The 24,121-nt window shown below is 72.3% G+C and carries 18 protein-coding genes; 14 read left to right on the top strand and 4 right to left on the bottom strand.

Features of this window, described 5'->3' with window-relative positions; genetic code table 11:
• Positions 1-51 precede the first annotated feature (51 nt).
• From ppk2 to AB0G10_RS31680, 3 genes are all read left to right on the top strand, one after another.
• The gene (gene ppk2 / locus AB0G10_RS31670; RefSeq protein ID WP_360929885.1) at positions 52-969 is read left to right on the top strand and encodes a polyphosphate kinase 2; all 918 of its coding nucleotides are present in this window, start codon (positions 52-54) and stop codon (positions 967-969) included.
• A gap of 291 nt (positions 970-1,260) precedes the next feature.
• Entirely contained in the window at positions 1,261-2,160 is a 900-nt protein-coding gene (locus tag AB0G10_RS31675) for a ribonuclease Z (RefSeq protein WP_360929888.1), read from the top strand.
• A complete protein-coding gene (locus AB0G10_RS31680; protein ID WP_360929891.1) occupies positions 2,157-2,660 on the top strand; it encodes a GNAT family N-acetyltransferase in 504 nt (167 codons plus the stop codon). The genes AB0G10_RS31675 and AB0G10_RS31680 overlap by 4 nt, the downstream gene beginning before the upstream one ends.
• Positions 2,661-2,781: 121 nt before the next feature.
• Here AB0G10_RS31680 and AB0G10_RS31685 read toward each other — a convergent pair whose 3' ends face one another.
• Positions 2,782-3,213, bottom strand: a complete 432-nt coding sequence (locus AB0G10_RS31685; RefSeq protein ID WP_360929894.1) for an HIT family protein — start codon at positions 3,211-3,213, stop codon at positions 2,782-2,784.
• 24 nt (positions 3,214-3,237) lie between these two features.
• On the opposite strand from AB0G10_RS31685, the gene AB0G10_RS31690 reads away from it, so the two are divergent.
• From AB0G10_RS31690 to AB0G10_RS31705, 4 genes are all read left to right on the top strand, one after another.
• Positions 3,238-4,389, top strand: a complete 1,152-nt coding sequence (locus AB0G10_RS31690; protein WP_360929897.1) for a cystathionine gamma-synthase — start codon at positions 3,238-3,240, stop codon at positions 4,387-4,389.
• A 25-nt stretch (positions 4,390-4,414) separates the two neighbouring features.
• Positions 4,415-5,773 (top strand): amidase family protein, encoded by a 1,359-nt coding sequence (locus AB0G10_RS31695; RefSeq protein ID WP_360929900.1) that lies wholly within the window; start codon positions 4,415-4,417, stop codon positions 5,771-5,773.
• Positions 5,774-5,788: 15 nt separating this feature from the next.
• Entirely contained in the window at positions 5,789-7,027 is a 1,239-nt protein-coding gene (gene ilvA, locus AB0G10_RS31700; RefSeq protein WP_360929903.1) for a threonine ammonia-lyase, read from the top strand.
• Between the two features lie 90 nt (positions 7,028-7,117).
• Entirely contained in the window at positions 7,118-8,317 is a 1,200-nt protein-coding gene (locus AB0G10_RS31705; RefSeq protein ID WP_360929906.1) for a M48 family metallopeptidase, read from the top strand.
• A gap of 4 nt (positions 8,318-8,321) precedes the next feature.
• Here AB0G10_RS31705 and greA read toward each other — a convergent pair whose 3' ends face one another.
• Complete coding sequence (greA, locus tag AB0G10_RS31710; protein ID WP_127546262.1) at positions 8,322-8,816, bottom strand: transcription elongation factor GreA; 495 nt, start codon at positions 8,814-8,816, stop codon at positions 8,322-8,324.
• A 130-nt stretch (positions 8,817-8,946) separates the two neighbouring features.
• The gene (locus tag AB0G10_RS31715) at positions 8,947-9,366 is read right to left on the bottom strand and encodes a DUF4307 domain-containing protein (RefSeq protein WP_360929910.1); all 420 of its coding nucleotides are present in this window, start codon (positions 9,364-9,366) and stop codon (positions 8,947-8,949) included.
• Between the two features lie 112 nt (positions 9,367-9,478).
• Between AB0G10_RS31715 and mca the strand changes: the two genes are divergently transcribed.
• The 6 genes from mca to purE all read left to right on the top strand — a co-directional run bounded on the left by mca (position 9,479) and on the right by purE (position 17,227).
• Positions 9,479-10,360, top strand: a complete 882-nt coding sequence (gene mca / locus AB0G10_RS31720; RefSeq protein ID WP_360929913.1) for a mycothiol conjugate amidase Mca — start codon at positions 9,479-9,481, stop codon at positions 10,358-10,360.
• A gap of 17 nt (positions 10,361-10,377) precedes the next feature.
• Complete coding sequence (locus AB0G10_RS31725) at positions 10,378-10,728, top strand: hypothetical protein (RefSeq protein ID WP_360929916.1); 351 nt, start codon at positions 10,378-10,380, stop codon at positions 10,726-10,728.
• Between the two features lie 293 nt (positions 10,729-11,021).
• Positions 11,022-13,490 carry a bifunctional diguanylate cyclase/phosphodiesterase gene (locus tag AB0G10_RS31730; protein WP_360930025.1) on the top strand — a complete coding sequence of 823 codons (2,469 nt, stop codon included), beginning with the start codon at positions 11,022-11,024 and terminating at the stop codon, positions 13,488-13,490.
• Between the two features lie 35 nt (positions 13,491-13,525).
• A complete protein-coding gene (locus AB0G10_RS31735; protein ID WP_360929919.1) occupies positions 13,526-15,523 on the top strand; it encodes a thioredoxin domain-containing protein in 1,998 nt (665 codons plus the stop codon).
• A 64-nt stretch (positions 15,524-15,587) separates the two neighbouring features.
• The gene (locus tag AB0G10_RS31740; protein ID WP_360929922.1) at positions 15,588-16,730 is read left to right on the top strand and encodes a 5-(carboxyamino)imidazole ribonucleotide synthase; all 1,143 of its coding nucleotides are present in this window, start codon (positions 15,588-15,590) and stop codon (positions 16,728-16,730) included.
• Complete coding sequence (gene purE / locus AB0G10_RS31745) at positions 16,730-17,227, top strand: 5-(carboxyamino)imidazole ribonucleotide mutase (RefSeq protein ID WP_360929925.1); 498 nt, start codon at positions 16,730-16,732, stop codon at positions 17,225-17,227. The genes AB0G10_RS31740 and purE overlap by 1 nt, the downstream gene beginning before the upstream one ends.
• Before the next feature lie 232 nt (positions 17,228-17,459).
• On the opposite strand, the gene AB0G10_RS31750 is transcribed toward purE, so the two are convergent.
• A complete protein-coding gene (locus tag AB0G10_RS31750) occupies positions 17,460-22,565 on the bottom strand; it encodes a hypothetical protein (RefSeq protein WP_360929928.1) in 5,106 nt (1,701 codons plus the stop codon).
• Between the two features lie 217 nt (positions 22,566-22,782).
• Here AB0G10_RS31750 and AB0G10_RS31755 point away from each other — a divergent pair, with 217 nt between their 5' ends.
• Positions 22,783-23,937 carry an acyl-CoA dehydrogenase family protein gene (locus AB0G10_RS31755; protein ID WP_360929931.1) on the top strand — a complete coding sequence of 385 codons (1,155 nt, stop codon included), beginning with the start codon at positions 22,783-22,785 and terminating at the stop codon, positions 23,935-23,937.
• The last annotated feature ends 184 nt before the right edge of the window (positions 23,938-24,121 follow it).

The raw sequence follows: 24,121 nt of genomic DNA on the forward strand, positions 1-24,121 counted from the left end.
CCTGAACAGGACGTTATCGAGCATGTTGATCATGAGCATGCGGAGGAATCGATGACGGAGCCCTATTCGGGTCCGATAGCCGAGCTGAGCGGCTACCGGGTCGTTGACGACGAGGACGACGATCCGCGGCTGATCAACGCGGACGGCTCGCCCGTGGACACGTGGCGCGAGGACTATCCGTACGACGAGCGGATGTCCCGGATGGAGTACGACCACGACAAGCGCCTGCTCCAGATCGAGCTGCTGAAGCTGCAGAACTGGTGCAAGGACACCGGCGAGCGCCTGCTCATCCTCTTCGAGGGGCGGGACGCCGCGGGCAAGGGCGGCACCATCAAGCGGTTCATGGAGCATCTCAACCCGCGCGGCTCCCGGGTGGTGGCCCTGGAGAAGCCGAACGAGAAGGAGAGCACCCAGTGGTACTACCAGCGGTACATCAAGCACCTGCCGGCCGCCGGTGAGATCGTTCTGTTCGACCGCTCCTGGTACAACCGGGCCGGCGTCGAGCGGGTCATGGGCTTCTGCACCCGCGCCGAATACCTCGAGTTCATGCGGCAGACCCCGGAACTCGAGCGGATGCTCGTCCGGTCCGGCATCCACCTGGTCAAGTTCTGGTTCTCGGTGACCCAGGGCGAGCAACGCACCCGCTTCGCGATCCGCCAGGTCGACCCGGTCCGGCAGTGGAAGCTCTCCCCGATGGACCTCGAATCCCTCGACAAGTGGGACGACTACACCGAGGCCAAGGAGGCGATGTTCTTCTACACCGACACGGCCGACGCGCCGTGGACCGTGGTGAAGAGCAACGACAAGAAGCGCGCCCGGGTGGCCGCGATGCGGCACGTGCTCAACCGCTTCGACTACGACGGCAAGGACCCGGAGATCGTGGGCATCCCCGACCCGCAGATCGTCGGGCCGGCGTCGCTCGTGGTGGAGAGCACCGAGATGACCCCGCGCGTATTCCCGCGGCTGTGAGTGATTTTAAAGCGTTGGCGCTGCCTGCTGATCGTGGATAACGTAGCCGTACACGTGAAGGGAGGTGGTCCGAAGTTGTATAGCAACGGGACTCGTGAGGTGGCTGTCCGCTAGCCGCTGTCCTTGACAGCTTCGTTTGAGCGTCGAGACCGTGTGGCAGCGGCCCGGCGAGTACCAGACAGCCACCCGACCCCAGGGGATCCGGCCTTGTCCGACCGGACCACGCTCTCCGGAGCGTGGAAGTCCCCTGGGGTCGCTTCATTGTTGAAGCAGGCATGGCCGGGGGTCCGGATGCGTGAGTTGGTAGTGCTCGGAACGGCCAGTCAGGTGCCGACCCGGCTGCGGAACCACAACGGCTACCTCCTGCGCTGGGACGACGAGGTGATCCTCTTCGACCCGGGCGAGGGCACGCAGCGTCAGATGCTCCTCGCCGGCCAGGCCGTGACCCCGCTCCAGCGCATCTGCATCACGCATTTCCACGGCGATCACAGCCTCGGCCTGCCCGGGATCCTGCAGCGGATCTCGCTCGACCAGGTGCCGCACGAGGTGACCGTCCACTATCCGGCCGGCGGCCAGGATTTCTACGACAGACTGCGGCAGGCCACGAGCTACTGGGACAAGTCGATCATCTCGGCTTCGCCGGTGGCCGCGGGCTTCGAGGTGGAGACGTCCGCGGGGCGCCTTTCGGCGCTGCCGCTCAGGCATTCCATCGAGACGTACGGGTACCGCCTGGTCGAACCTCCGTCGCGGCGGATGCTGCCCGAACTCCTGGCCCGGCACGGCATCAGCGGACCCGCCGTCGGCGAGCTCCAGCGTTCCGGCCGGCTCGGCGACGTGCGGCTCGAACAGGTCAGCACGGTCCGCCCCGGCCAGAGTTTCGCCTTCGTGATGGACACCGGCCTGTGCGACAACGTCTACGCCCTGGCCGAAGGCGTCGACATGCTGGTGATCGAGTCGACGTTCCTGGCCGAGGACGCCGCCATGGCTGCGCAGGTGGGCCACCTGACGGCCGGTCAAGCCGCCGCGGTGGCCCGCGAGTCGGGCGTACGCCTGCTGGTCCTGACCCACTTCTCCCAGCGCTACCAGGAACCGTCCCGCTTCCTGGAGGAGGCGCAGAAGGAGTTCCCCGGCCCCATCGTGATCGCCGAGGATCTGCAGCGGGTGCCCGTCCCGGCAAGGAGCACGTCATGACGATCCGACTCCGCCTCGCCGTCGAGATCGACCTGCCCGCCGTGGGCCGCCTTCACCACCGCTCGCGAGCAGCCGCCTACGCCCACCTGGTCGATCCGTCCTCCTTCGCCGCCCGGGGCCCGGACATGCTGGTGGCCTACTGGGTGGAGCGCCACCGCTGGGAGCAGGACACCCACCGCATGACCCTGGCCGTCGACGGCGACGAGCTGATCGGCTTCTCCTACATCGGCCCGAGCGAGACGGATGGCGCCGCCGAGCTCTACGCCATCCACCTCGACCCGTCCCGCGTCGGTTCCGGCGTGGGTCGTCTTCTGATGGTCGACGCGCTGGCGAATCTGCCCGCCTATGGGGAGCCGCGGGCGGTGCTGTGGGTGCTGGAGGGCAATACGGTGGCGCGAAGGTTTTACGAAAAGGGCGGCTGGGTGGAGGACGGCGTGCGGCGTGCGGACGAGCTGAACGACCAGCCGGTGACGCACTTGCGCTACTCACATCCACTCTGACGGTCTCAGGGCAGAGCCGGGCGGGCCACGGTCGTGCCGGAGCGGGTCTCCTGGTAAGAGCGGCGCTCAGCGCCTTCCAGCGGGGGTGTCCAGCTATCGGTGGCGCACCGTGGGAAGGGGGTCAGTCCGCGGCGCTGAGGGACCGATACTTCTCGCCGATGCGGGAGGCGTGGTCGAGGGCCTCGTCGTCGCTGTCGTAGCGCCTCCGCGGCCAGAAGAAGCCGCGCAGGCCGTCGCCCTTGGTGCGGGGCACGACGTGGGTGTGCAGGTGCGGCACGGACTGGGAGACGATGTTGTTCTGGGCCACGAAGGTGCCCTGCGAGCCGAGGGCGGCGGGCACCGCCGCGGCAATCGACTGCACAAAACCGAAATATCCGGACAAGTCCGGAGTTGGTAGGTCGATCAACTGCACGATGTGCGGACGCGGCACGACCAGGACGTGACCCTTGAAAACCGGACGTATGTCGAGGAATGCCACGCCGGCCGGCGACGAGGCCACCATGAACGCCGGGACGGACCCCGCCACGATGCCACAGAACACGCAGTCGGCCACCACGTGAGACTAGCCTTGCGCTACATGACGGCTAACCAGTACGGGTTCGACACCCTCGCCATCCACGCCGGCCAGGAGCCGGATCCGCGGACCGGCGCGGTGGTGCCGCCCATCTATCAGACCAGCACGTACGCACAGGACGCCGTCGGCGCCCCGCGCCTGGGGTACGAGTACAGCCGCTCCGGCAACCCGACCCGGGACGCGCTCCAGGAGTGCCTCGCCGCGATCGAGGGCGGCCGGCGGGGGCTCGCCTTCGCGAGCGGGCTCGCGGCCGAGGACACCCTGCTGCGCGCGGTCTGCCGGCCGGGCGACCACGTGGTGATCCCGAACGACGCGTACGGCGGCACGTTCCGGCTCTTCTCGAAGGTCGCCGAGCGCTGGGGCCTGGACTGGACCGCCGTGCCGCTGGACGACCTGGACGCGGTGCGGGCCGCGTTCCGGCCCGGGCACACCCGGCTGATCTGGGCCGAGACGCCGACCAACCCGCTGCTCAACATCGCGGACATCGCGGCGCTGGCGGGCCTCGCCCACGAATACGACGCGATGCTGGCCGTCGACAACACGTTCGCCTCGCCCTACCTGCAGCAGCCGCTCGGCCTCGGCGCCGACGTGGTGATCCACTCGACGACCAAGTACATCGGCGGTCACTCCGACGTGGTGGGCGGCGCGCTGATCACGGCGGACGCGGGTCTCGGCGACGAGCTGGCCTTCCACCAGAACGCCATGGGTGGCGTGAACGGCCCGTTCGACGCCTGGCTCACCCTTCGAGGGATCAAGACCTTGGGGGTACGGATGGACCGGCACTGCGACAACGCCGAGCGCATCGCGGGATATCTCGCCGAGCACAAGGCGGTGACCCAGGTCCTCTATCCGGGGCTGCAGGACCACCCCGGTCACGAGACGGCGGCCAAGCAGATGAGCCGGTTCGGCGGCATGATCTCGTTCCGTACGGCCGGTGGCCCGGAGAAGGCGATCGAGATCTGCAACCGGGCGAAGCTGTTCGTGCTCGCCGAGTCGCTGGGCGGAGTGGAGTCGCTGATCGAGCACCCGGGACAGATGACACATCTGTCGGCTGCGGGCTCAGCGCTTGAGGTTCCCGCCGATCTCGTGAGACTGTCTGTCGGCATCGAAACCGTTGACGATCTGCTCGCCGACCTCGAGCAGGCGCTGGGCTAAAGACCGACGCTGGAGAATCTGCGCGATGGACACGACGACCTGGGTGGGAGCAACCGCCAAACAGATCGCCCGCGCGGTGCGCCGCGGTGACGCGAACGCCACCCAGGTCGTGGCCGACCATCTCGAGCAGATCGCCATCTCCGATCCCGAGCTGGGCGCGTTCCGGCTGGTCCGCGACGTCGAGGCGATCCGCGAGGCGGAGAAGGTCGACGACCAGGAGGACCTGGCGAACCTGCCGCTCGCCGGCGTGCCGGTGGCGGTCAAGGAGAACACCGCCGTCGCGGGACTGCCGACCTGGCACGGGAGTGCTGCCGCCCGTACCCCCGAAGTGGCCGAAGAGGACCACGAAGTGGTCCGGAGGCTGCGCGGAGCCGGCGCCGTCGTCGTCGGGGTGACCAGGATGCCGGAGATGGGTCTCTGGGCGGTCACCGACGACGACACCGGCGCCACTCGCAATCCGTGGGACCTGGAGCGCACGCCCGGCGGCTCGTCGGGTGGCTCGGCGGCGGCGGTGGCGGCCGGGCTGGTGCCGATCGCGCAGGGCAACGACGGCCTCGGCTCGATCCGGATCCCGGCGGCCTGCTGCGGTCTGGTCGGCCTGAAGCCCGGCCGGGGCGTCGTGCCCGTCGACTTCGGCGACAAGGACTGGTTCGGCCTGGTGGAGAACGGCGTGCTGACCACCACGGTGGCCGACGCGGCGCTGGGCTTCTCGGTGCTGGCCGGGCTGACCCCGCAGACCCTGAAGGAGCCGCGCCGGCTGCGGATCGGCGTCTCGCTGAAGTCCCCGGTGGCCGGGGTGAAGCCGGACGAGCCGAACGTCGGCGCCGTCACGACCGCCTCCCGGCTACTCACCGAGGCCGGCCACGACACGGTCACGGCCGACCCGGCCTATCCGACCGGCGTGGCGCTGGGCGTGCTCGCGACCTGGTTCGCCGGGGCGTACAAGAACTCCGAAGGACTCCCGCTCGACCGGTTGCAGCCGCGGACCCGGCGGCACATCGCGCTCGGCAAGGCGGCGATGCGGGCCGGGCTGGTCCGGCAGTCGTCCCGCGACGGGTGGCGGGAGCGGTCCATCCGCTTCTTCGCCGACCGCAACGTCGACCTGCTGCTCACCCCGGCCCTGGCCGCGCCGCCCCCGCCCGCGGTGCGGTACTCCGGGATCCCGTGGTGGAAGAACATGCAGGCGAATGCTTCGTACGCCCCGTACCAGGCGCCCTGGAACTACGCGGGCCTGCCGGCCATCGTGGTGCCGGTCGGCTCCCGGCCGGACGGCCTGCCGCTCGCGGTGCAGCTCGTCGGCCCGCCCGACTCGGAGATGCTGCTGCTCTCGGTGGCCGGCCAGTTCGAACTCCAGAACCCCTGGCAGCGCCAGAACCTGGTCTGACCGGCGGTGGCAGGATTGGTCCCCGTGGACCTGCTCTCCCTCGCTGACGTCGAGGCCGCCCGCGACCTGCTCGCCGGAGTGGCCAAGACGACGCCGCTGATCACCTCACGACCGCTCACCGAGATCACCGGGGTTCCGGTCTGGCTCAAGTGCGAGAACCAGCAGCGCGCCGGGTCGTACAAGGTGCGCGGCGCGTACACCCGGATCGCCCGGCTCTCCGACGCCGAGCGCGCCCGCGGGGTGGTCGCGGCCTCGGCCGGCAACCACGCGCAGGGTGTGGCGCTCGCGGCCGGCCTGCTCGGCACCCGGGCCACGGTCTTCATGCCGGAGGGCGCGCCGCTGCCCAAGGTCAGCGCCACGAAGGGCTATGGCGCGGCCGTCGAGTACGCCGGCACCAGCGTGGACGACGCCCTCGAGGCGGCACACGACTTCGCCCGCAGCACCGGGGCCGTGCTGATCCACCCGTTCGACCACCCCGACGTGATCGCCGGGCAGGGCACGCTGGCGCTGGAGATCCTCGACCAGTGCCCGGAAGCCACCACGATCATCACGGCGGTCGGCGGCGGCGGCCTGATCTCCGGGCTCGCGGTGGCGGCGAAGGCGCTGCGGCCGGACATCCGGATCGTCGGGGTGCAGGCCAGTGGCGCCGCGGCGTACCCGCCCTCGCTCGCCGCCGGCGCGCCGCAGAAGCTGGAGTCCGGCGCCACGATCGCCGACGGCATCGCCGTCCTGCGCCCCGGCGACCTCACGTTCGCGCACGTCGAGAAGCTCGTCGACGAGGTCGTCACGGTCTCCGACGAGGATCTGTCGGCCGCCCTGCTGATCCTGCTGGAGCGGCACAAGACGGTCGTCGAGCCGGCCGGGGCGGCGGCCGTGGCGGCGCTGCTGACCGGGGCGTACGTCCCGCCGCGCGGCGGCCCGGCGGTGGCGATCCTGTCCGGCGGCAACATCGACCCGATGCTGCTGCTCCGGGTGATCGAGCACGGCCTCGCGTCGGCCGGCCGGTTCCTGCGCCTCGCGGTGCGCTGCGCGGACCGGCCCGGTCAGCTGGCCCGGCTGCTGCGGGAGATCGCCGAGCAGCGGGCCAACATCGTCGACGTCTCGCACTCCCGGCAGAGCCCGCGGCTCAGCTTCGGCGAGGTGGAGGTGGCGCTCTCGGTCGAGACCCGCGGACCGGCCCACTCGTCCGCGCTGATCAGCGCCCTGCGCGACGCCGGCTACCGGGTGGCCCTGCTCGCCGAGGCCACGCCGTAACGGGGTTGCCGCGGCGGGCCCGGTCCCGCAAGATCATCGCCCGTTACCGATGAACGACCCTGTCCCCAGTGCTCAGCACCGACGATCAGCGTGCGGTCGGCCCCGGCGTGGTGCCCGTCGTGCGAGTGGAACCTGGACCGGTTCGATCCGGAGCACGGAGGGCACCTCGGCTGGCGCTGGGTGGACCGGCGGCTGTACAGGGCCGCGTACTGGCTCACCGCCCGCCGGTTCACCGAGCTGAGCGGGCGGACGGTGAGCGGGACGTCGGCGTCGGCCGCCCGGTTCGTCACGATCGGCGCCTCCGCGCTGCTCCTCGCCGGGGTCCTGGCGCTGGCCGTGGCCGGCGTGTGGCTGCTGGTGTGGGACTTCTTCAACCTGGTCAACCTGCTCGGCGCTCTCCTGCTGGCGCTCGCGGTGGTGCTGCGGCCCCGGCTCGGCCGGCTGTCCGAGCTGACCGTGGAGGCGCGGGAGGTCGGCCGGGACGGTGCGCCGGAGCTGTTCGGGCTGATCGACCGGGTGGCCGCCGCGATCGGGGCGCCGCGGCCGGACCACGTGCTGGTCGGGGCCGAACAGAACGCGTACACCACGACGGTGGGGCTGCGCCGCCGCCGGGTGCTCTATCTGGGCGCGCCGCTCTGGGCCGTGCTCGATCCGCAGGAGCGGGTCGCGTTGATCGGTCACGAGCTCGGGCACTTCGTGAACGGGGACGTCCGGCGCGGGCTGCTCACCCAGTCGGCGCGGAGCACGCTGGGGCACGTCGCCTACCTGCTCACCCCGGAGCGCGGCGGTGACTTCATCGGGCAGGTCGTCGAGTTCCTCGGCTGGGTGCTGTCCCGGGCGGCCCTCGGCTTCCACCTGCTGCTGGTCTGGACCAGCCTGCGCGACTCGCAGCGGGCCGAGTACCGGGCCGACGAGCTGGCGGCCGAGGCCGGCGGCAGCGCGGCGGCGGTCCGGCTGCTGGACTCGTTCCTGATCGCCGACTCGGTCGACACCGTGGTGCGCCGGGAGGCCCGGGCGAAGCAGGGCGCCGAGGCGTGGCGGGCGGCGGCCGGCCAGGCGCGGGCCGGGCTGTCGCCGGAGCGGGTCGCGGCGCTGCGGCAGCTCAGCCAGCGCACCGAGGCTTCGCTTTTCGCCTCGCATCCGCCGACCGGGCTGCGGGCCGCGCTCACCGCCTCGCGGCCGGATCGCCAGGCCGCGGTCGTGCTGTCCGAGGCCGGTGCGGCCCGGATGGACGAAGAGCTCGCGGCGCACTATGAGACAGCACGCCGCGAGCTCGCCGTGAGCAGGTGAGGGATCAGCCCTCGAAGGCGCCGAACTTCACGACGGTGACCTTGATGTCGGCGCCGCTGGGGGCCGTGTAGGTCACGGTCTGGCCGGTCCGCGCGCCGAGGATCGCCTTGCCGAGCGCCGACTCGGGGCTGTAGACCGTCAGGTCGGTCGTCGAGGAGATCTCGCGGGAGCCGAGCAGGAAGGTCTCGGTGTCGGCCTGGTCGTCGTCGAAGTAGATCGTCACGACCGAGCCGGGCGCCACCGAGTCGGCCACCTGGACCTCGCCGACCTCGGAGTTGCGCAGGAACTCCTTGAGGTAGAGGATCCGGCCCTCTTCGCGGCTCTGCTCCTCGCGGGCGGCGTGGTAGCCGCCGTTCTCCCGGAGGTCGCCTTCCTCGCGCCGCGCGTTGATCTCCGCGGCTATCGCCGGGCGGTTGGCGATCAACTGGTCGAGCTCGGCCTGCAGCCGGTCGTAAGCGTCCTGGGAGAGCCAGGTCTTCGGCGCCTCGGAACTGGACACGGTCGATCTCCTTGCTGGGACTGGGCAGTGTTCAGAGCATGGGGGGCAACGCAGCGAATCACCAAGCTTACCAGCGGTGTGCGCGGCGCCCGGAAAGTGAAATCTTGTCAGTGGTGTGACAGCCCGGCGGTCAGCCGCCCGCGCGGCAGCCCATCACGTCGCCCACCGATGCCTGCGCCGTCGTCGGCACCGCCTCGCTGACCTCGACCGAGCCGCCGCCCGGCTTGGCCGGCACGGTCACCTCGCGGCGGCCCACCTCGAAGCCGTCGTAGTCGCGGGCGCGCAGCATGCAGGTGGCACTGCCGTCCTCCGGCACGATCACCCGGAACTGGATCACCATCTCGGTGGGGGTGGGGTCGTTCCAGCCGATGATCTGCGGGTCGTAGTCGCCCTCGCCGAACTTGTTGTAGAACTGCAGCGACAGCGCCACGATGCCGACCGCGAAGAGCGCCGTGATGACGATCGACGGCCAGCGGCGACGCGAACCCTCACGGCGCCGGCCGTAACGGCCCGCGGGGAAGACCGGGGTTGTGGCGTGCGTCTCGCTCACCTGACGACCTCTCGTGCGTTTGTTGTCGGTGGGATCGGCCAGAATGGCAGAGTCCATCTTCGCAGCCGATCCTGGGCCGCCGACGGCAGGCCTGGTCGAGAGGGAAAACAACGTGGCCGAGCAGTTGCGCCTGATGACCGTGCACGCCCACCCCGACGACGAGTCGAGCAAGGGCGCCGCCACCATGGCGAAATACGTCGCCGAGGGGGTCCAGGTCCTCGTCGCGACGTGTACCGGCGGGGAGCGCGGCAGCGTGCTCAACCCGAAGATGGACCGGCCCGAGGTGCTGGCCGACATCTCCAACATCCGCCGTGCCGAGATGGACCGGGCCCGCGAGATCCTCGGCGTGAGCCAGGCCTGGCTCGGCTTCGTCGACTCGGGCCTGCCCGAGGGCGACCCGCTGCCGCCGCTTCCCGAGGGCTGCTTCGGCCTGCAGGACCCGCAGGAGGCGGCCAAGCCGCTGATCAAGCTGATCCGGGAGTTCCGGCCGCACGTCATGACGACGTACGACGAGAACGGCGGCTACCCGCACCCCGACCACATCATGTGCCACAAGGTCTCGGTCGTGGCGTTCGAGGCGGCCGGCGACCCCGAGCTCTACCCGGAGCTCGGCGAGCCGTGGCAGCCGCTGAAGCTCTACTACAACTCCGGCTGGACCCGGGCGCGGATGCTCGCGCTGCACGAGGGGATGCTGGCGGCGGGACTCGAGTCCCCGTACGCGGAATGGCTGGAGAAGGCGTCCGAGCGTCAGGACCGCGGTGACAAGATCACTACGCGGATCGAGTGCGGTGACTACTTCTCGATCCGGGACGACGCCCTGCGCGCCCACGCCACCCAGGTCGACCCGGACGGCTTCTGGTTCCACATCCCGCTGGAGCTGCAGCAGAAGGTGTGGCCGACCGAGGACTTCGAGCTCGCCCGCTCGCTCGTGGACAGCCCGATTCCGGAGTCCGACCTGTTCGCGGGCATCCGGGAGAAGGTCGACGCACACTGACGCAGTACGCTGCAGATGTGGACGTCTTCGCTGTCAACAACTTCGGTGACACCCGTTCGGGCGGCCTGGCCGGTCCGATGGGGCTGTTCCTCATCGTCCTCATGTGTGTCGCCACCGTGCTGCTGATCCGCAACATGAACAAGCGCATTCGTCGGCTTCCCGACAGTTTCACGGACGCCGCCGACCGCGAACGTGTGGCGGAAATCGCGCGCCTCGATGCCGATCTCGGGCGTCCCGCCGGTCCGGCCGCCGCAGACGTCGAAGCGGATCGATCCGTCGCTTCGGTGACCAAGGAGGAACCCGAGGTGACGGGCGTGCCCGAGGAGGAGCGCGACTCCGTGGAGGGCCGCAAGACCACCGGCGCGTGATGGTGCGGGCGCTCGGCGTACCCAAGGGATTTTCGCCCCTGGGAAGCCGAGTGTCCCCGTCTCGGGTCCGTCAAGCCCTGTTGCGTTCATCGGTATTGATTTAGCCTTCCGCCCGGGGGCCACACGGCCCTGGGACCCTGCGCGGAAGGGGGCGCCGAGATGACACCTTTCCGGCGCGAACTCTCCGCAGATCATCTGCACGTGCAGATGGCTGTGCACGTGCCCACCGGGGCTCCATCGTGACCGCCCCACCGGCCGATCTCACCCGGCTCAACCGGCCCCGCCCGGTGCGGATGCTCACCGCCGCCGTCGTGGTGGCCGCCCTGGCCGCCGTGCTGCTCGGCGTCCTGCTGCCGGTGGACCGCCCGGCCGACCGCCCGCTCTCCGCCCTCGACGGCGTCTGTGTGGCGGCCGTGCTCGCCGCCATCGCGCAGCTGGCCGGCCTCCGGTTCCGCCTCGGGCCGGACGCCGTCTCGGTCAGCTGGGCCGAGGCCGCCGTGGTGGTCGGCTTCGTGGTGGCGCCGGCCGGCTGGCTGCCCGCCGCGACCCTGGCCGGCACCGGCGCGGCCTGGCTGCTGCTCGCCTGGTTCACCGGCCTGCGCAACCCCGCCGAGATCGTCCACCTGGTCGCCTCGATGACCGTCGGCGTGGCCGGGGCCGCCCTGGTCACCACGATGCTGGCCGGCGACGCCCCGATCTCCGGCCTCCGGCTGCCGCTCGCCCTGGTGGGCGGCGCCGCCACCTACCTGGCGATCACGTTCGGCCTGGTCGTGCTCACCCTCGTGCTGCACCGTGACGCCTCGCCCGGCCGGATCGCCGCCCGGGTGCTCTACGCCAAACTGCCGATGTCGGCCGGCAACGTGCTGGTCGGGCTCGGCGCGGTCGTCGCGCTGATCCGGGAGCCGCTCTGGCTGCTCGCCTTCGGCCCGGCGCTCTGGCTGCTGCACCGGACCTACCGCTTTCACCTGCGCGCCGCCGAGGAGCGCCGGATGTGGGAGGCCTTCGCGGCCGCCACCGCCCGGCTGCCCGGCGCCAGCGAGGCCGAGGTGGCCCGGGCCGGGCTGCGCGGCGCGCTCGACGTCTTCGGCGCCCGCCGCGCCGAGCTGGAGGTGCGGATCGGCAACGGGCACCGGCGGTACGCGCAGGACGGTCCCGGCCTCGGCGACCCCGCGGCGGCCCGGTCCGGCCCGGCGATCACCCGCAGCATGGCGGTCGCCGGCCGGCCGGTCGGCGAGCTCACCGTCTGGCTCGGCGAGCCCAGCCTGCCGGTCCCGCAGGACGAGGCGGCCATCACGGCGTACGGGGAGGCGCTGGCCGGCGCGCTGCACGACGCCGCCGCGCACCAGCGGATCGCCGAGCTGGACGCCCGCGCCGCCCGCGACCGGATCCGCGACCCGCTCACCGGGCTGCTCAACCGCTCCGCCTTCGCCGAGGGCGGCGACCAGCTGCTCCGGTCGCTCGACCGCGGCCAGCACGTCGCCCTGCTGCTGCTCGACCTCGTCGACTTCCGCGAGGTGAACCGCACGCTCGGGCACCGCGGCGGCGACGAGGTGCTGCGGCTCGTGGCGGAGCGCCTCACCGAGCTCTGCCGGCCGCACGAGCTGGTCGCCCGCACCGGGGACGACGAGTTCGCGCTGCTGCTGCCGGCCATGGCGGCCCTGACCGAGCCGGCCGGCCGGGCGGGCGGCTCGCTCCCGCCGGCCCTGCGCCGGGCCCGGGAGCTGGTCGAGCAGCTGCGCCTGCCGATGGAGGTGGCCGGCGTCCGGCTCGCCGTCGAGGTGACCGTCGGCGTGGCCGCCGAGCAACCGGGCCGGATCGAGGTGGGCGAGCTGCTGCGGCGGGCCTCGCTGGCGGTCGGCCGGGCCAAGGAGCTGAACATCACCGTCGGGACGTACGACAGCGGCCAGGACGCGAGCAGCACCGATCACCTGGCGCTGCTGGCCGAGCTGCAGGACGCGTTCGCCGCCGACGACCAGATCGTGCTGCACCTGCAGCCCGCCGTCGACCTGGTGACCGGCGCGCCGACCGGCTGCGAGGCGCTGGTCCGCTGGCGGCACCCGCGCCGCGGGCAGCTGTCGCCCGGCGCGTTCCTGCCCGCCGTGGAGCGCAGCGAGCTGCTCATCCCATTCACCCGCCGGGTCCTCGACCTCGCCCTCGCGGCGGTCGCCGACTGGACCGCGAACGGCATCGACATCCCGGTCTCGGTGAACGTCTCGGCGCGCAGCCTCACCGACCCGACGTTCCCGGCCCAGGTCACCGAGGCGCTGCGCCGGCACCGGACGCCCGCCTCCCGCCTGGTCCTGGAGATCACCGAGTCGGTGGCGGTCAGCGAGCAGGAGATCGTCGACGAGGTGCTGGCCCGGCTGCGGGCCTCCGGCGTACAGATGTCGCTCGATGATTTCGGCACCGGCTTCTCCTCGCTCGCCTCGGTCACCCGGATGCCGGTCGACGAGATCAAGATCGACCGCTCGTTCGTGGACGAGATGATCGACAAACCGGCGGCCGGCGCGGTCGTGCGCGCCGCTGTCGAGCTGGGCGAGCGGCTCGGGGTCCGGGTCGTGGCCGAGGGCATCGAGACGGTCGAGCAGCGCGCCGCGCTCATCGAGCTGGGCTGCCCGACCGCCCAGGGCTACCACTTCTGCAAGCCGATGCCGGCCGACAAGATCGTCCAGGCGCTCACCCGGCTGGCCGAGGAGGCGGGGCCCGGCCCGGCCGTCAGACTCAGGTCTGACGGCGCTTCCGGAAACCAGACCTCGGCCTGACGACACCTCCCGATCCGGCGTGAGAAGGTGGGTTCATGCCCAACCGCCTGGCCGATGCCACTTCGCCCTATCTGCTGCAGCACCGGGACAACCCGGTCGACTGGTGGCAGTGGTCGGCCGAGGCGTTCGAGGAGGCCCGCCGCCGCGACGTTCCGGTGATCATCTCGGTGGGCTACGCGGCCTGCCACTGGTGCCACGTGATGGCCCACGAGTCCTTCGAGGACGAGACGATCGCCGAGCTGATGAACGCGGGCTTCGTCTCGATCAAGGTGGACCGCGAGGAGCGGCCCGACGTCGACGCGGTCTACATGACGGCCACCCAGGCCATGACCGGGCAGGGCGGCTGGCCCATGACGGTCTTCGCGACGCCGGACGGCGATCCGTTCTTCTGCGGGACCTATTTCCCCAAGGCCAGCTTCGGCAGGCTGCTCACCTCGGTCACCACGGCGTGGCGCGAGCAGCGCGACGACGTGCTGAAACAGGGCGCCGCGGTGGTCGAGGCGGTCGGCGGCGCCCAGATGATCGGCGGTCCCACCGCGCCGATCTCCGATGAGCTGCTCGCGGCGGCCGCCGAGGCGCTGGGGAAAGAGCAGGACCATCAGTACGGAGGGTTCGGCGGCGCACCGAAGTTCCCGCCCCACATGAACCTCCTCTTCCTGCTGCGGCACCACGAGCGCACCGGTTCGGCGGAGGCGCTCGAGACGGTCCGGCACGCGTGCGAGCAGATGGCCCGCGGCGGGATCTACGATCAACTGGCAGGCGGCTTCGCGCGCTACGCGGTCGACGAGAGCTGGACCGTGCCGCACTTCGAGAAGATGCTCTACGACAATGCGCTGCTGCTGCGGGTCTACACCCAGTTGTGGCGGCTCACCGGCGACCTGCCGGCCCGCCGGGTGGCCGACGAGACCGCCGCGTTCCTGCTCCGCGACCTCGGCACGCCGCAGGGTGGGCTGGCGTCGGCGCTCGACGCCGACACCGAGGGTGTCGAGGGCCTGACCTACGCCTGGACGCCCGCTGAGCTGACCGCGGCGCTCGGCGAGGACGACGGCGCCTGGGCGGGCGACCTGTTCAACGTGACCACGAAGGGCACCTTCGAGCACGGCAAGAGCGTCCTGGTCCTGGCCCGGGACATCGACGCCGCCGACCCTGCGCTGGTGGAGCGCTGGCGCGACGTACGCGAAAGGCTCCTCGCCTCTCGCCGCCGGAGGCCGCAGCCGGCGCGGGACGACAAGGTGGTCGCCTCCTGGAACGGCCTGGCGATCACCGCGCTGGCCGAGCACGGGCTGCTCACCGGCGCGGCGGAGTCCCGGGAGGCGGCGGTCGCGCTGGCCGGGGTGCTCGCCGACCGGCACCTGATCGGCGGCCGGCTGCGGCGGGTGTCGCGGGACGGCGTCGCGGGTGAGCCGGCCGGGGTGCTGGAGGACTACGGGTGCGTGGCCGAGGCGTTCCTCGCGGTGCACCAGGTGACGGCCGAGGGCCGGTGGCTGGAGCTGGCGCGCGGGCTGCTCGACGTCGCCCTGGAGCGGTTCGGCAGCGGGGACGGCGGGTTCTACGACACGGCCGACGACGCCGAGAAACTGCTCACCCGCCCGGCCGACCCGACCGACAACGCCACCCCGTCCGGGTTGTCGGCGATCTGCGCGGCGCTCGTCGGCTACGCGGCCCTGAGCGGCGAGACCTCCTACCGGGAAGCGGCCGACCGGGCGCTCACCACGGCCGGCCCGCTGATCGGGGGACACCCGCGCTTCGCCGGCTACGCGGCGGCGGTCGCCGAGGCGGCGCTCACCGGCCCCTACGAGATCGCGATCGTCACCGAGGACCGGGATGCGGCGAACCCGCTGGTCGAGGCGGCGCACTGGTCGGCGCCGGGCGGGACGGTGATCGTCGTGGGCGAGCCGGATCGTCCCGGCGTGCCGCTGCTGGCCGACCGGCCCCTCATCGAGGGAGCCCCGGCCGCCTACGTGTGCCGGGGATTCGTGTGCGACCGGCCGGTCACGAAGCCCGGCGAGATCGCGTCGCGAGTGGGGCGGTGAAACGTACGGATGAGACGGGGTTGATTTCTGATCTTCGCCTGCGCGTCGCTAGGCTGGCCTGGCGATGGATACCCGAACCGGACTGCCTGTAGTCGGCATGGTGGGCGGCGGCCAGCTGGCCCGGATGACCCACCAAGCTGCCATTTCCCTCGGCCAGTCACTGCGTGTGCTCAGTGAGAAGCCTGACGACAGCGCCGCGCTGGTCGCGGCCGACGTGCCGATCGGCACGCACACCGATCTGTCCGCGCTGCGCGAGTTCGCGAAAGGCTGCGACGCGGTCACGTTCGACCACGAGCACGTCCCCACCGAGCACATCGAGGCGCTCGAAGCCGAGGGCGTGAAGATCTTCCCGGGGTCGAAGGCGCTGGTCTTCGCCCAGGACAAGGGCATGATGCGGGAGCGTCTGGCCGAGCTGGGCGCGCCGGTGCCGCGCTGGCGGCGGGTCACGACGGCCGAGGAGATCGAGACCTTCGCGGCCGGGTCCTGGCCGGTGGTGGCCAAGGCCACCCGAGGCGGGTACGACGGCCGCGGCGTGTGGATGGTCTCCTCCGCCGAGGCAGCCGCCGATCTCGTCTCGACCGGCATCCCGCTGATCGTCGAGGAGAAGGTGGCGCTGCGCCGGGAGCTGGCCGCGCTCGTGGCCCGCTCGCCGTTCGGGCAGGTCGCGGCGTACCCGGTCGTCGAGACCGTGCAGAAGGACGGCATCTGCGTCGAGGTGATCGCCCCGGCCCAGGACCTCGACGAGGAACTCGCGCTCGAAGCCCAGCAGCTCGCCATCGACCTCGCCAACGAGCTCGGCGTGGTCGGCCTGCTCGCCGTCGAACTCTTCGAGACCGACCGCGGCATCGTCGTGAACGAGCTGGCCATGCGCCCGCACAACTCCGGGCACTGGACCATCGAAGGCGCGCGGACCTCGCAGTTCGAGCAGCACCTGCGCGCCGTCCTGGACTACCCGATGGGCTCCACCGAACTCACCGCGCCGATCGTCGTGATGGCGAACGTGCTCGGCGGCGAACCCGGCGGCATGTCCATCGACGAGCGGCTGCACCACCTCTTCGCGTCCGACCCCGCCGTCCGCGTGCACTTCTACGGCAAGCAGGTCCGCCCCGGCCGCAAGATCGGGCATGTGACCGCGCTCGGTGACGATCTGGCCTCGGTGCGGGCGCGCGCCGCCCGGGCCGCCCAGTGGCTTCAGGAAGGCAAGTGATGGCACCCGTCGTCGGCATCATCATGGGCAGCGACTCCGACTGGCCCACCATGGAGGCCGCCGCGGTCGCGCTCGCCGAGTTCGAGGTGCCGTTCGAGGTCGGCGTCGTCTCCGCGCACCGGACCGTCCGCAAGATGGTCGACTACGCCGAGTCCGCCGCCGACCGGGGCATCAAGGCGATCATCGCGGGCGCCGGTGGCGCGGCCCACCTGCCCGGCATGGTCGCCGCCCTCACCCCGCTGCCGGTCATCGGCGTCCCGGTGCCGCTCAAGCACCTGGACGGGATGGACTCGCTGCTCTCCATCGTGCAGATGCCGGCCGGCGTACCGGTCGCGACCGTGTCGATCGGCGGGGCGCGCAACGCGGGCCTGCTCGCGGTGCGGATCCTCGGCGCCTCCGATCCGGTGCTGCGGCAGAAGATGCTGTCGTTCCAGGCCGGGCTCGAGAAGCTGGTCGCGGAGAAGGACGAGGCGCTGCGCGCCAAGCTGTTGGGCTGAGTTCGCGCGCCGGGGCTGTTGTCTGGTTGTGGGCGCGGGCCTGTTGGTCGGGGGCTCGCGTCCCTGCTGGTCGCCCGCGATCTTGTGAGTCTGTGCAGGGACGGTCCTGCGTGGCTTCACAAGATCGGGACTCGCGTGCTTTCGGCGTGGGCTCGGCCCAGCTGTTCGCCGCGATCTTGTGAATCTGTGCAGGAACGGGCCTGCGGGACTTCACAAGATCGGGGCAACAGGGTCAGCGCATCTTGGAGAGCACCGAGCGCAACTCCTGCGTCCGGCGACGGTTCTCACTTGTGGCGCCCAGGAACAGCAGCACCACGCCGACCGGCACCAGCACCAGCCACGGCCCGACCAGGTTGAAGCCGAACCAGAGCGCCGCGAACACGGTCGCTATCGAGCCGATCACCACGGGCGCCTGCTGCTGGGTCCGCGAGCCGATGATCAGGGTGACCACGGCGCCGAGGAGCAGCAGGACCGGGCGGGCCTCGTTGCCGGCGTCGGCCAGGACGATGCCCATGGTCGGTACGAAGGCGGCGAGCAGGGCCGGGCCGTACGCCGCCCAGCTGCTCAGGTCGGGCCGGTGGTGTGCCTCGATGACGCCGACGGCGAGGGCCAGGGCCGCGAACGGCAGGGTGTACGCCTCCGGGACGGCTACCTCGGCGAGCGCGATGAACAGCCACCAGCCGACGATCTCGAAGCCGACCGCCACCCAGAACAGCGTGCGCCGCTGCTGCGGGGTCCGGTCCGGCCGGGACGCCGTGAGGCCGAGCACCGCGCCCCAGGCGGCCAGCAGGGCGGCCAGGTGGGCGGGGGAGTCGAACGCCAGCACGCCGGCGATCAGCGCGGACGCGTAGCCGCACCATTCGACGGTGACCGCCTCGGCCCGGTACTGCGGGAGGCCGAGCCGGGGCAGTGCCGCCTCCAGGGAGAGCAGGACCGCGCCGACGGCGAGGACGCCGAACGCCGCCCACTGCCGTTCCAGGCCCGCCGAGATCGCCACGGTGAGGACGAACATCTGCCCCATCAGCGCCGCGAAGAGCCACCCCAGGATCCGGGCGATCTGGGTACGCCCGCCGACCGCGGCGACCAGTCCCACACCGACGGCGCTGCCCAGGGTGAACAGGGTGAGCGGCTCCTCGGCGAGGCTGCCGGCGAGTCCGGCGCCGCCGGCCAGCAGGCCGATCACGAAGACGATGCTGCGGGTGGTTCGCAGCAGCGGCGCGCGGGTGGCGGCCGGCGGCGGGGTGAGCGCCAGCCCGAGCATCGAGATGGTGAAGACCACGAGCGCCGCGCCGGTCGCCGCCGGGAAGCCGGCGTGCAGCGCGATCGGCGTGATCAGCAGGGTCAGCGCGACGCCCGGCAGGATCACCGGGACGGTCTCCGAGGCCTTGCCGCCGAAGCCGAGCGCCGCCAGGGCCGCGGCGCCGGTCAGCAGCACCGCGGCCAGGGCGCTGGTGGCGTCGACGTTGCCGGCGTCCGGCACGGCCAGCGCCGGGATCGGGCCCTCCCAGATCGCGTTGATCTGCTTGAGCGGGTCGACGAGCGCCGCGCCCAGGGCCGGGGCCAGCGAGAAGAGCGCCAGCAGGGTGGGCAGCAGCGCCAGCCAGACGGCGCCGGTCGCCGGGTCGGCGAGCCAGCGCTCGCCGAGGCCGCCGGCGGTCAGGCCGCTCGCGCGCAGGGTGCCGCGGCGGGCCCGGACGTAGCGGGGCGCCGGGTATTCCAGCGGCGCGACCCGCTGCACCGGGGCCGGGGTGGCGCCGCGCAGCAGTTCGGCGAGGACGCCCAGCAGCGCGGCCGCGGCGGCGTAGAGGGCCGTCGGGTAGTCGGACGGCACCGAGGTGAGCGCCGTGATCGTGGCGCCCAGGACCAGGCCGATCGTCGCCCACGGCAGGAACTGGGGGATGTGCTTGCCGAGCGCGGCGAGCACGGCCAGCCCGATGCTCGAGGCGGCGAGCGCGGCGGTGAGCACGACCTGGACGCCGTACCCCTGGTCGGCGGCCGCGGCCGCGAAGACGCCGGGCAGCGCCAGCAGGACCGCGCCGGTGGCGGCGCCGCCGATCTGGGCCCGGTGCCGGGGCAGCGCGCTGGACGGCATCGAGACGTTCTCGGCGGCCTCCTCGGCCGCCTCCACCGGATCGGGGGCGGTGCCGCGGATCGGCATCCGGGCCAGCACCGCGACGAGCACGCCGAGCATCACGACGAGCAGCAGGGCGAGCGCGGTCGCCCACGGGCGGACCAGGCAGGTGGCGACCGCGTGCAGCAGGACCGCGACGGCCACCGCGGCCCGGGCCCGCGCCGCCGAGGGCGAGGGCGCCGCGACCGAGGCGAGCCCGTACGCGATGGCGACCGCCCCGCCCACGAGCAGCGGCGCCCACCAGGGCATGCCGAGCGCCCACGGCGTGCCGATGGTGGCGAGGGTGGCGGCCAGCCCGGAGGCCCAGTGCGACCACGGCTTCGCCATCCCGATCGCGGCCGTGATGGCGACCATGACGAGCGCGAACGGCGCCTGCCACGCCCCGGCGGGCGGGCCGGCCGGGTAGGCGCTCAGGTCGGCCGCCCAGAACGGGCCCGGCAGCGCCAGGATCCGCAGGCCGCCGGAGACCGCCTGGGCGCCCGCAATCAGGCCGACCACCAGGGCGGCGACGCCGAGGCCGCGGGACGGGCCGCGCTTCCAGTCCTCGGGCAGCACGGTGACGCCCATGCCGACCAGCAGCACCACGACGCCGGCCACGGCGAGCGGGGCGTCCGGGAAGGCGAGCGCGGCGACCCGGGCCAGCGCGCCGCAGATCGCCACGGTGGCGGCCGCGGCGGCGATGTCCGGGCCGTCCAGGATCCGGTCGTTGCGGCCGCGCTCGTCGATCGACTTGGCGAAGAAGAGCAGGCCGGCGGCGCCGAGCAGCAGCGCGCCGACCCACAGGTCGGGCGCGGCCGCGCCGGGCGCGAAGAGGGCGGCCAGCGCCATCGCCACGGCGCCGAGGCCGGTGCCGAGGGTGAGCGGCAGGCTGATCTCGCGGCGGGCCACCTGGTAGACCGCCGCGTAGCTGAGAGTGCAGGCCACCGCGAGGAAGCCGGCGGCCAGGGCCGGTACGGTCGCCGCCTCGGTGGGTGGCGGGCCCCCGCCGGGATCGGCGATCGCGAGGGCGGCGGTCACGGCGGCGCCCGGCAGCGCGAGCGCGGCGGCGCCGGACGCCCAGTCGCCGATCACCCAGGCGAAGAGCCGGACCGGGATCTGCCGGGCCGCGATCGCGACCATGACGCCGGCCCCGCCGAGTGCGGTCAGCACCGCGGCGGTCAGCCAGGAGGCGCTCAGCGCGGCGGCCGCGCCGAACAGGCCGACGATGCCGGCGCCGATGACGTGCGCGAACGCGATCCGGCGGGTGCTCGCCCAGAGCCCGGCCGCGCCGAGGCCGATCGACCCGAGCACGAGCGGCCAGGGCGCCTCGGACCAGGGCAGGCCGAGCGAGGCGGGCACGGCGAGCGCGGTCAGCGTGATGCCGGCGACCGCACCCTCGTGCCGGATGCTGACCGGCAGCGCGAGCGCGGCCGCGACGGTGGCGAGCAGGGCGCTGAACGCCAGCAGCCAGCCGGACGGGCCGACCGCCTCGGCGAGCTGCTGGGCGTACGCGGTGGTGTCGGCGTTCCAGACCGGGCGGGCCGCGGCGACCGGGGCGAGCGCGGCGCGGATCGCGTCGATCGAGATGATCAGCCCGATCACGGTGAGGGCGCCCGTCGACGCCCACTGCGGGCCGGTGCGGATCGGCCGGTCGAGCAGGCCGACCACGGCGCCGGTGATCGCCACGGTGGCCGCCGCGATCACCAGGGTCCAGCGCGGCGAGACCACGTCGGCGAGCCGGGCGGTCGTGCCGATCACGGCGAGGGTCAGCACCGCGCCGGCCACGTTCATGGCGAGCGGGTTCTTCAGCAGCCGGGCCGCGAAGACCGCGGTGAGCGCGGCGGCGATCAGGATCAGGCCGGAGCGCAGGGCGTCCGCCACCACCTCGGCCTGGAGCAGGGCCACCGCCGAATAGACGAGCGCGCCCGCGGTGGCGAAGCAGAGCAGCGCGAAGGTGAGCTCGCGCAGCCAGTCGGCGGACGGCGGGGAGGCGGGCGGCGCGAGCGGCACCGAGCCGGCCGGCGGCGCGTCCTCGGGGCGCGGGCCCGGGAAGATCCGGGTCGGGCTCCAGCGCCTCTTCGGCCGGGTCAGGCCGGAGATGATCAGGTCGGGTTCTTCCGGCTGGGACTCCGGGCGCGGCGGCGCGTCCGGGTCGGGGCTGGTGAACCGCGGCGCGTCGGCGTCCGCGAGCGACTCGCGGTCGGGCGGCAGCGGGCGGCCGATCGGCCAGCGCGGCACCAGCCGGCCGGTGCGGATCACGGTGGTGAGCAGCAGCAGGTCGAGCGCGGCCACGGCGGTGAGCGCAAGGCCCCACCCGGCGGGGCTCTGGATCAGCGGGTACGCGAGCAGCGGAGCGACCGGTTGGGCCGCGATCACGGTGGCGTAGCGGGGGGCCGCCAGCCGGGTGACTCCGGCGTACACGAAGCCCGCCATCGCGGTGATCGCGAACGTGATGCCCAGATAGAGGGCGACCGGGACGTCCGGGCCGCCGGCGAGCGCGCTGCCGTGCAACGCGAACAGCGTCATCGGCAGCATGATCAGCCCCACCGCGGCGACGGTCTCGCCGGTGGAGGTCAGGCCCCTTTTCGCGATGCCCGGCGCGACGGTGAGGGCGATTCCGGTGGCAAGAGCGAGGATCAGCGTACGGGCGAACGGGTTCTCCACCGCGACACCGGCGAAGACCACCGCGGCCACGCCGAGCAGCAGCGCTCCGAGCACGAGCAGGATGTTCTGCACGGACTGGGTGGACGCCTCCGGCGCGTGCTCCGGGGGAGGCGGCGGCTGGCGGCGCGGGCCGGCGGTGACCCGCTCGGTCGGCGGCGGGTCGTCGACGAGCAGCGTGACGCCGTCGGTGGCGACCCCGGGCGGCCCGGTGTGCCGGGTGCCCGGCTCGGCCCAGTCGGGCGGCGGCGCGGCGCGGCCGGGACCGGAGCCGCGCGACGGTGGCGGCGGCGGGTCCTCCGGGGCCGGCCGGTTCGCCGGTGGCGGGGGAGGCGGGAAGTCGCCGCCGGTCGCCGGTTTCCGCCGGGTGGACCGCTTGTTGCTCTTGGTGCCCTTGGTCTTCTGCGCGTGCGACAGGATGTCACGCTGGAACTGCGCCGCCTGGATCTTGCTGGCTATCTTGGTCCGCTCGGCGGCGGCCTGCATGTCCTTGACCTTGAGCTCCGCGATGGAGGCGTCGATCCGAGCCAGATCGTCGGCGTAGTCGGAATCGTCAGCCTGCGCCACGGGACCTCCTCGACTCCTCTTGGTAACTAGAGCATGCCGGTCGGACACCTCATTAGAACAGTCTCAACCGGGTGGAGATCCGTGGAAACGGCACGGAACCCGGCACTTTTCCAGGTGGTACTTCCCAGGGGGATGTTCCGCACACCTCGGACTGTTGCACCGGCAGCGCTACGCGCCGGTAACATGACGGCGGGACCCCTTAGGGAAGGTTAAGGTCATGTCTGATTTCGACGCATACCGGCTGCCGGAGGATCACGAGACCATTCGCGCCGCCGTGCGTGAGGTCTGCGACGCCAGGGTCGCACCGAACGCCGCCGAGGCGGACGAGACCAGCGAGTTCCCCAAGGCGTCCTACGACGCCCTGCGGTCCTCCGACTTCCACGCCCCGCACATCCCGGTGGAGTACGGCGGCGCCGGCGCGGACGCCCTCGCCACCGCGATCGTGATCGAGGAGGTGGCCCGCGCCTGCGCCTCGTCCTCGCTGATCCCGGCGGTCAACAAGCTCGGCACGATGCCGCTCATCCTGGCCGGCTCCGAGGAGCTGAAGCAGAAGTACCTGTCGAAGGTCGCGGCCGGCGAGGCGATGTTCTCGTACTGCCTCTCCGAGCCGGAGGCCGGCTCGGACGCCGCCTCGATGACCACCCGCGCGGTCCGCGACGGCGACTCCTGGGTGCTCAACGGCGTGAAGCGCTGGATCACCAACGCCGGCGTCTCCGAGTTCTACACGGTCTTCGCGGTCACCGACCCGTCCGCCCGCTCCCGCGGCATCTCCGCGTTCGTGGTGGAGAAGTCGGACGAGGGCGTCAGCTTCGGCGCCCCGGAGAAGAAGCTGGGCATCAAGGGCTCCCCGACCCGCGAGGTCTACTTCGACAACGTACGCATCCCGGCGGACCGCATGATCGGCGCCGAGGGAACCGGGTTCGCGACCGCCATGAAGACGCTCGACCACACCCGGGTGACCATCGCGGCCCAGGCCATCGGCATCGCCCAGGGCGCCCTCGACTTCGCGCTGAACTACGCGAAGGAGCGCAAGCAGTTCGGCAAGCCGATCGCCGACTTCCAGGGCCTGCAGTTCATGCTCGCCGACATGGGCATGAAGCTCGAGGCGGCCCGGCAGCTCACCTACGCGGCGGCCGGCAAGAGCGAGCGCGGCGACGCCGACCTCACCTACTTCGGCGCGGCCGCGAAGTGCTTCGCCTCGGACGCCGCCATGGAGATCACCACCGACGCGGTGCAGATCCTCGGCGGCTACGGCTACACCCGCGACTACCCGGTCGAGCGCATGATGCGCGACGCGAAGATCACCCAGATCTACGAGGGCACCAACCAGGTCCAGCGCATCGTCATGGCGCGCCAGCTCCTCAAGGACTGACCGGCCGCCCGGATCCCGCGGAGAAGCCGGGGCTGACCTCACAGGGTCGGCCCCGGCTTCTTGCTGTCCGCTGTTGCGAGCCCTAGATGACCTGAGTAATCTTCGGAGTCGTGCAGCTACACGGGGGTGTACTGCAAAGTCTTTGATGTAGCAGTGCGAGCCGCTTATTACTCACGTAACGTCG

Origin of the sequence: Actinoplanes sp. NPDC023714 (assembly GCF_040639855.1) — a bacterium.
Classification (GTDB): domain Bacteria; phylum Actinomycetota; class Actinomycetes; order Mycobacteriales; family Micromonosporaceae; genus Actinoplanes.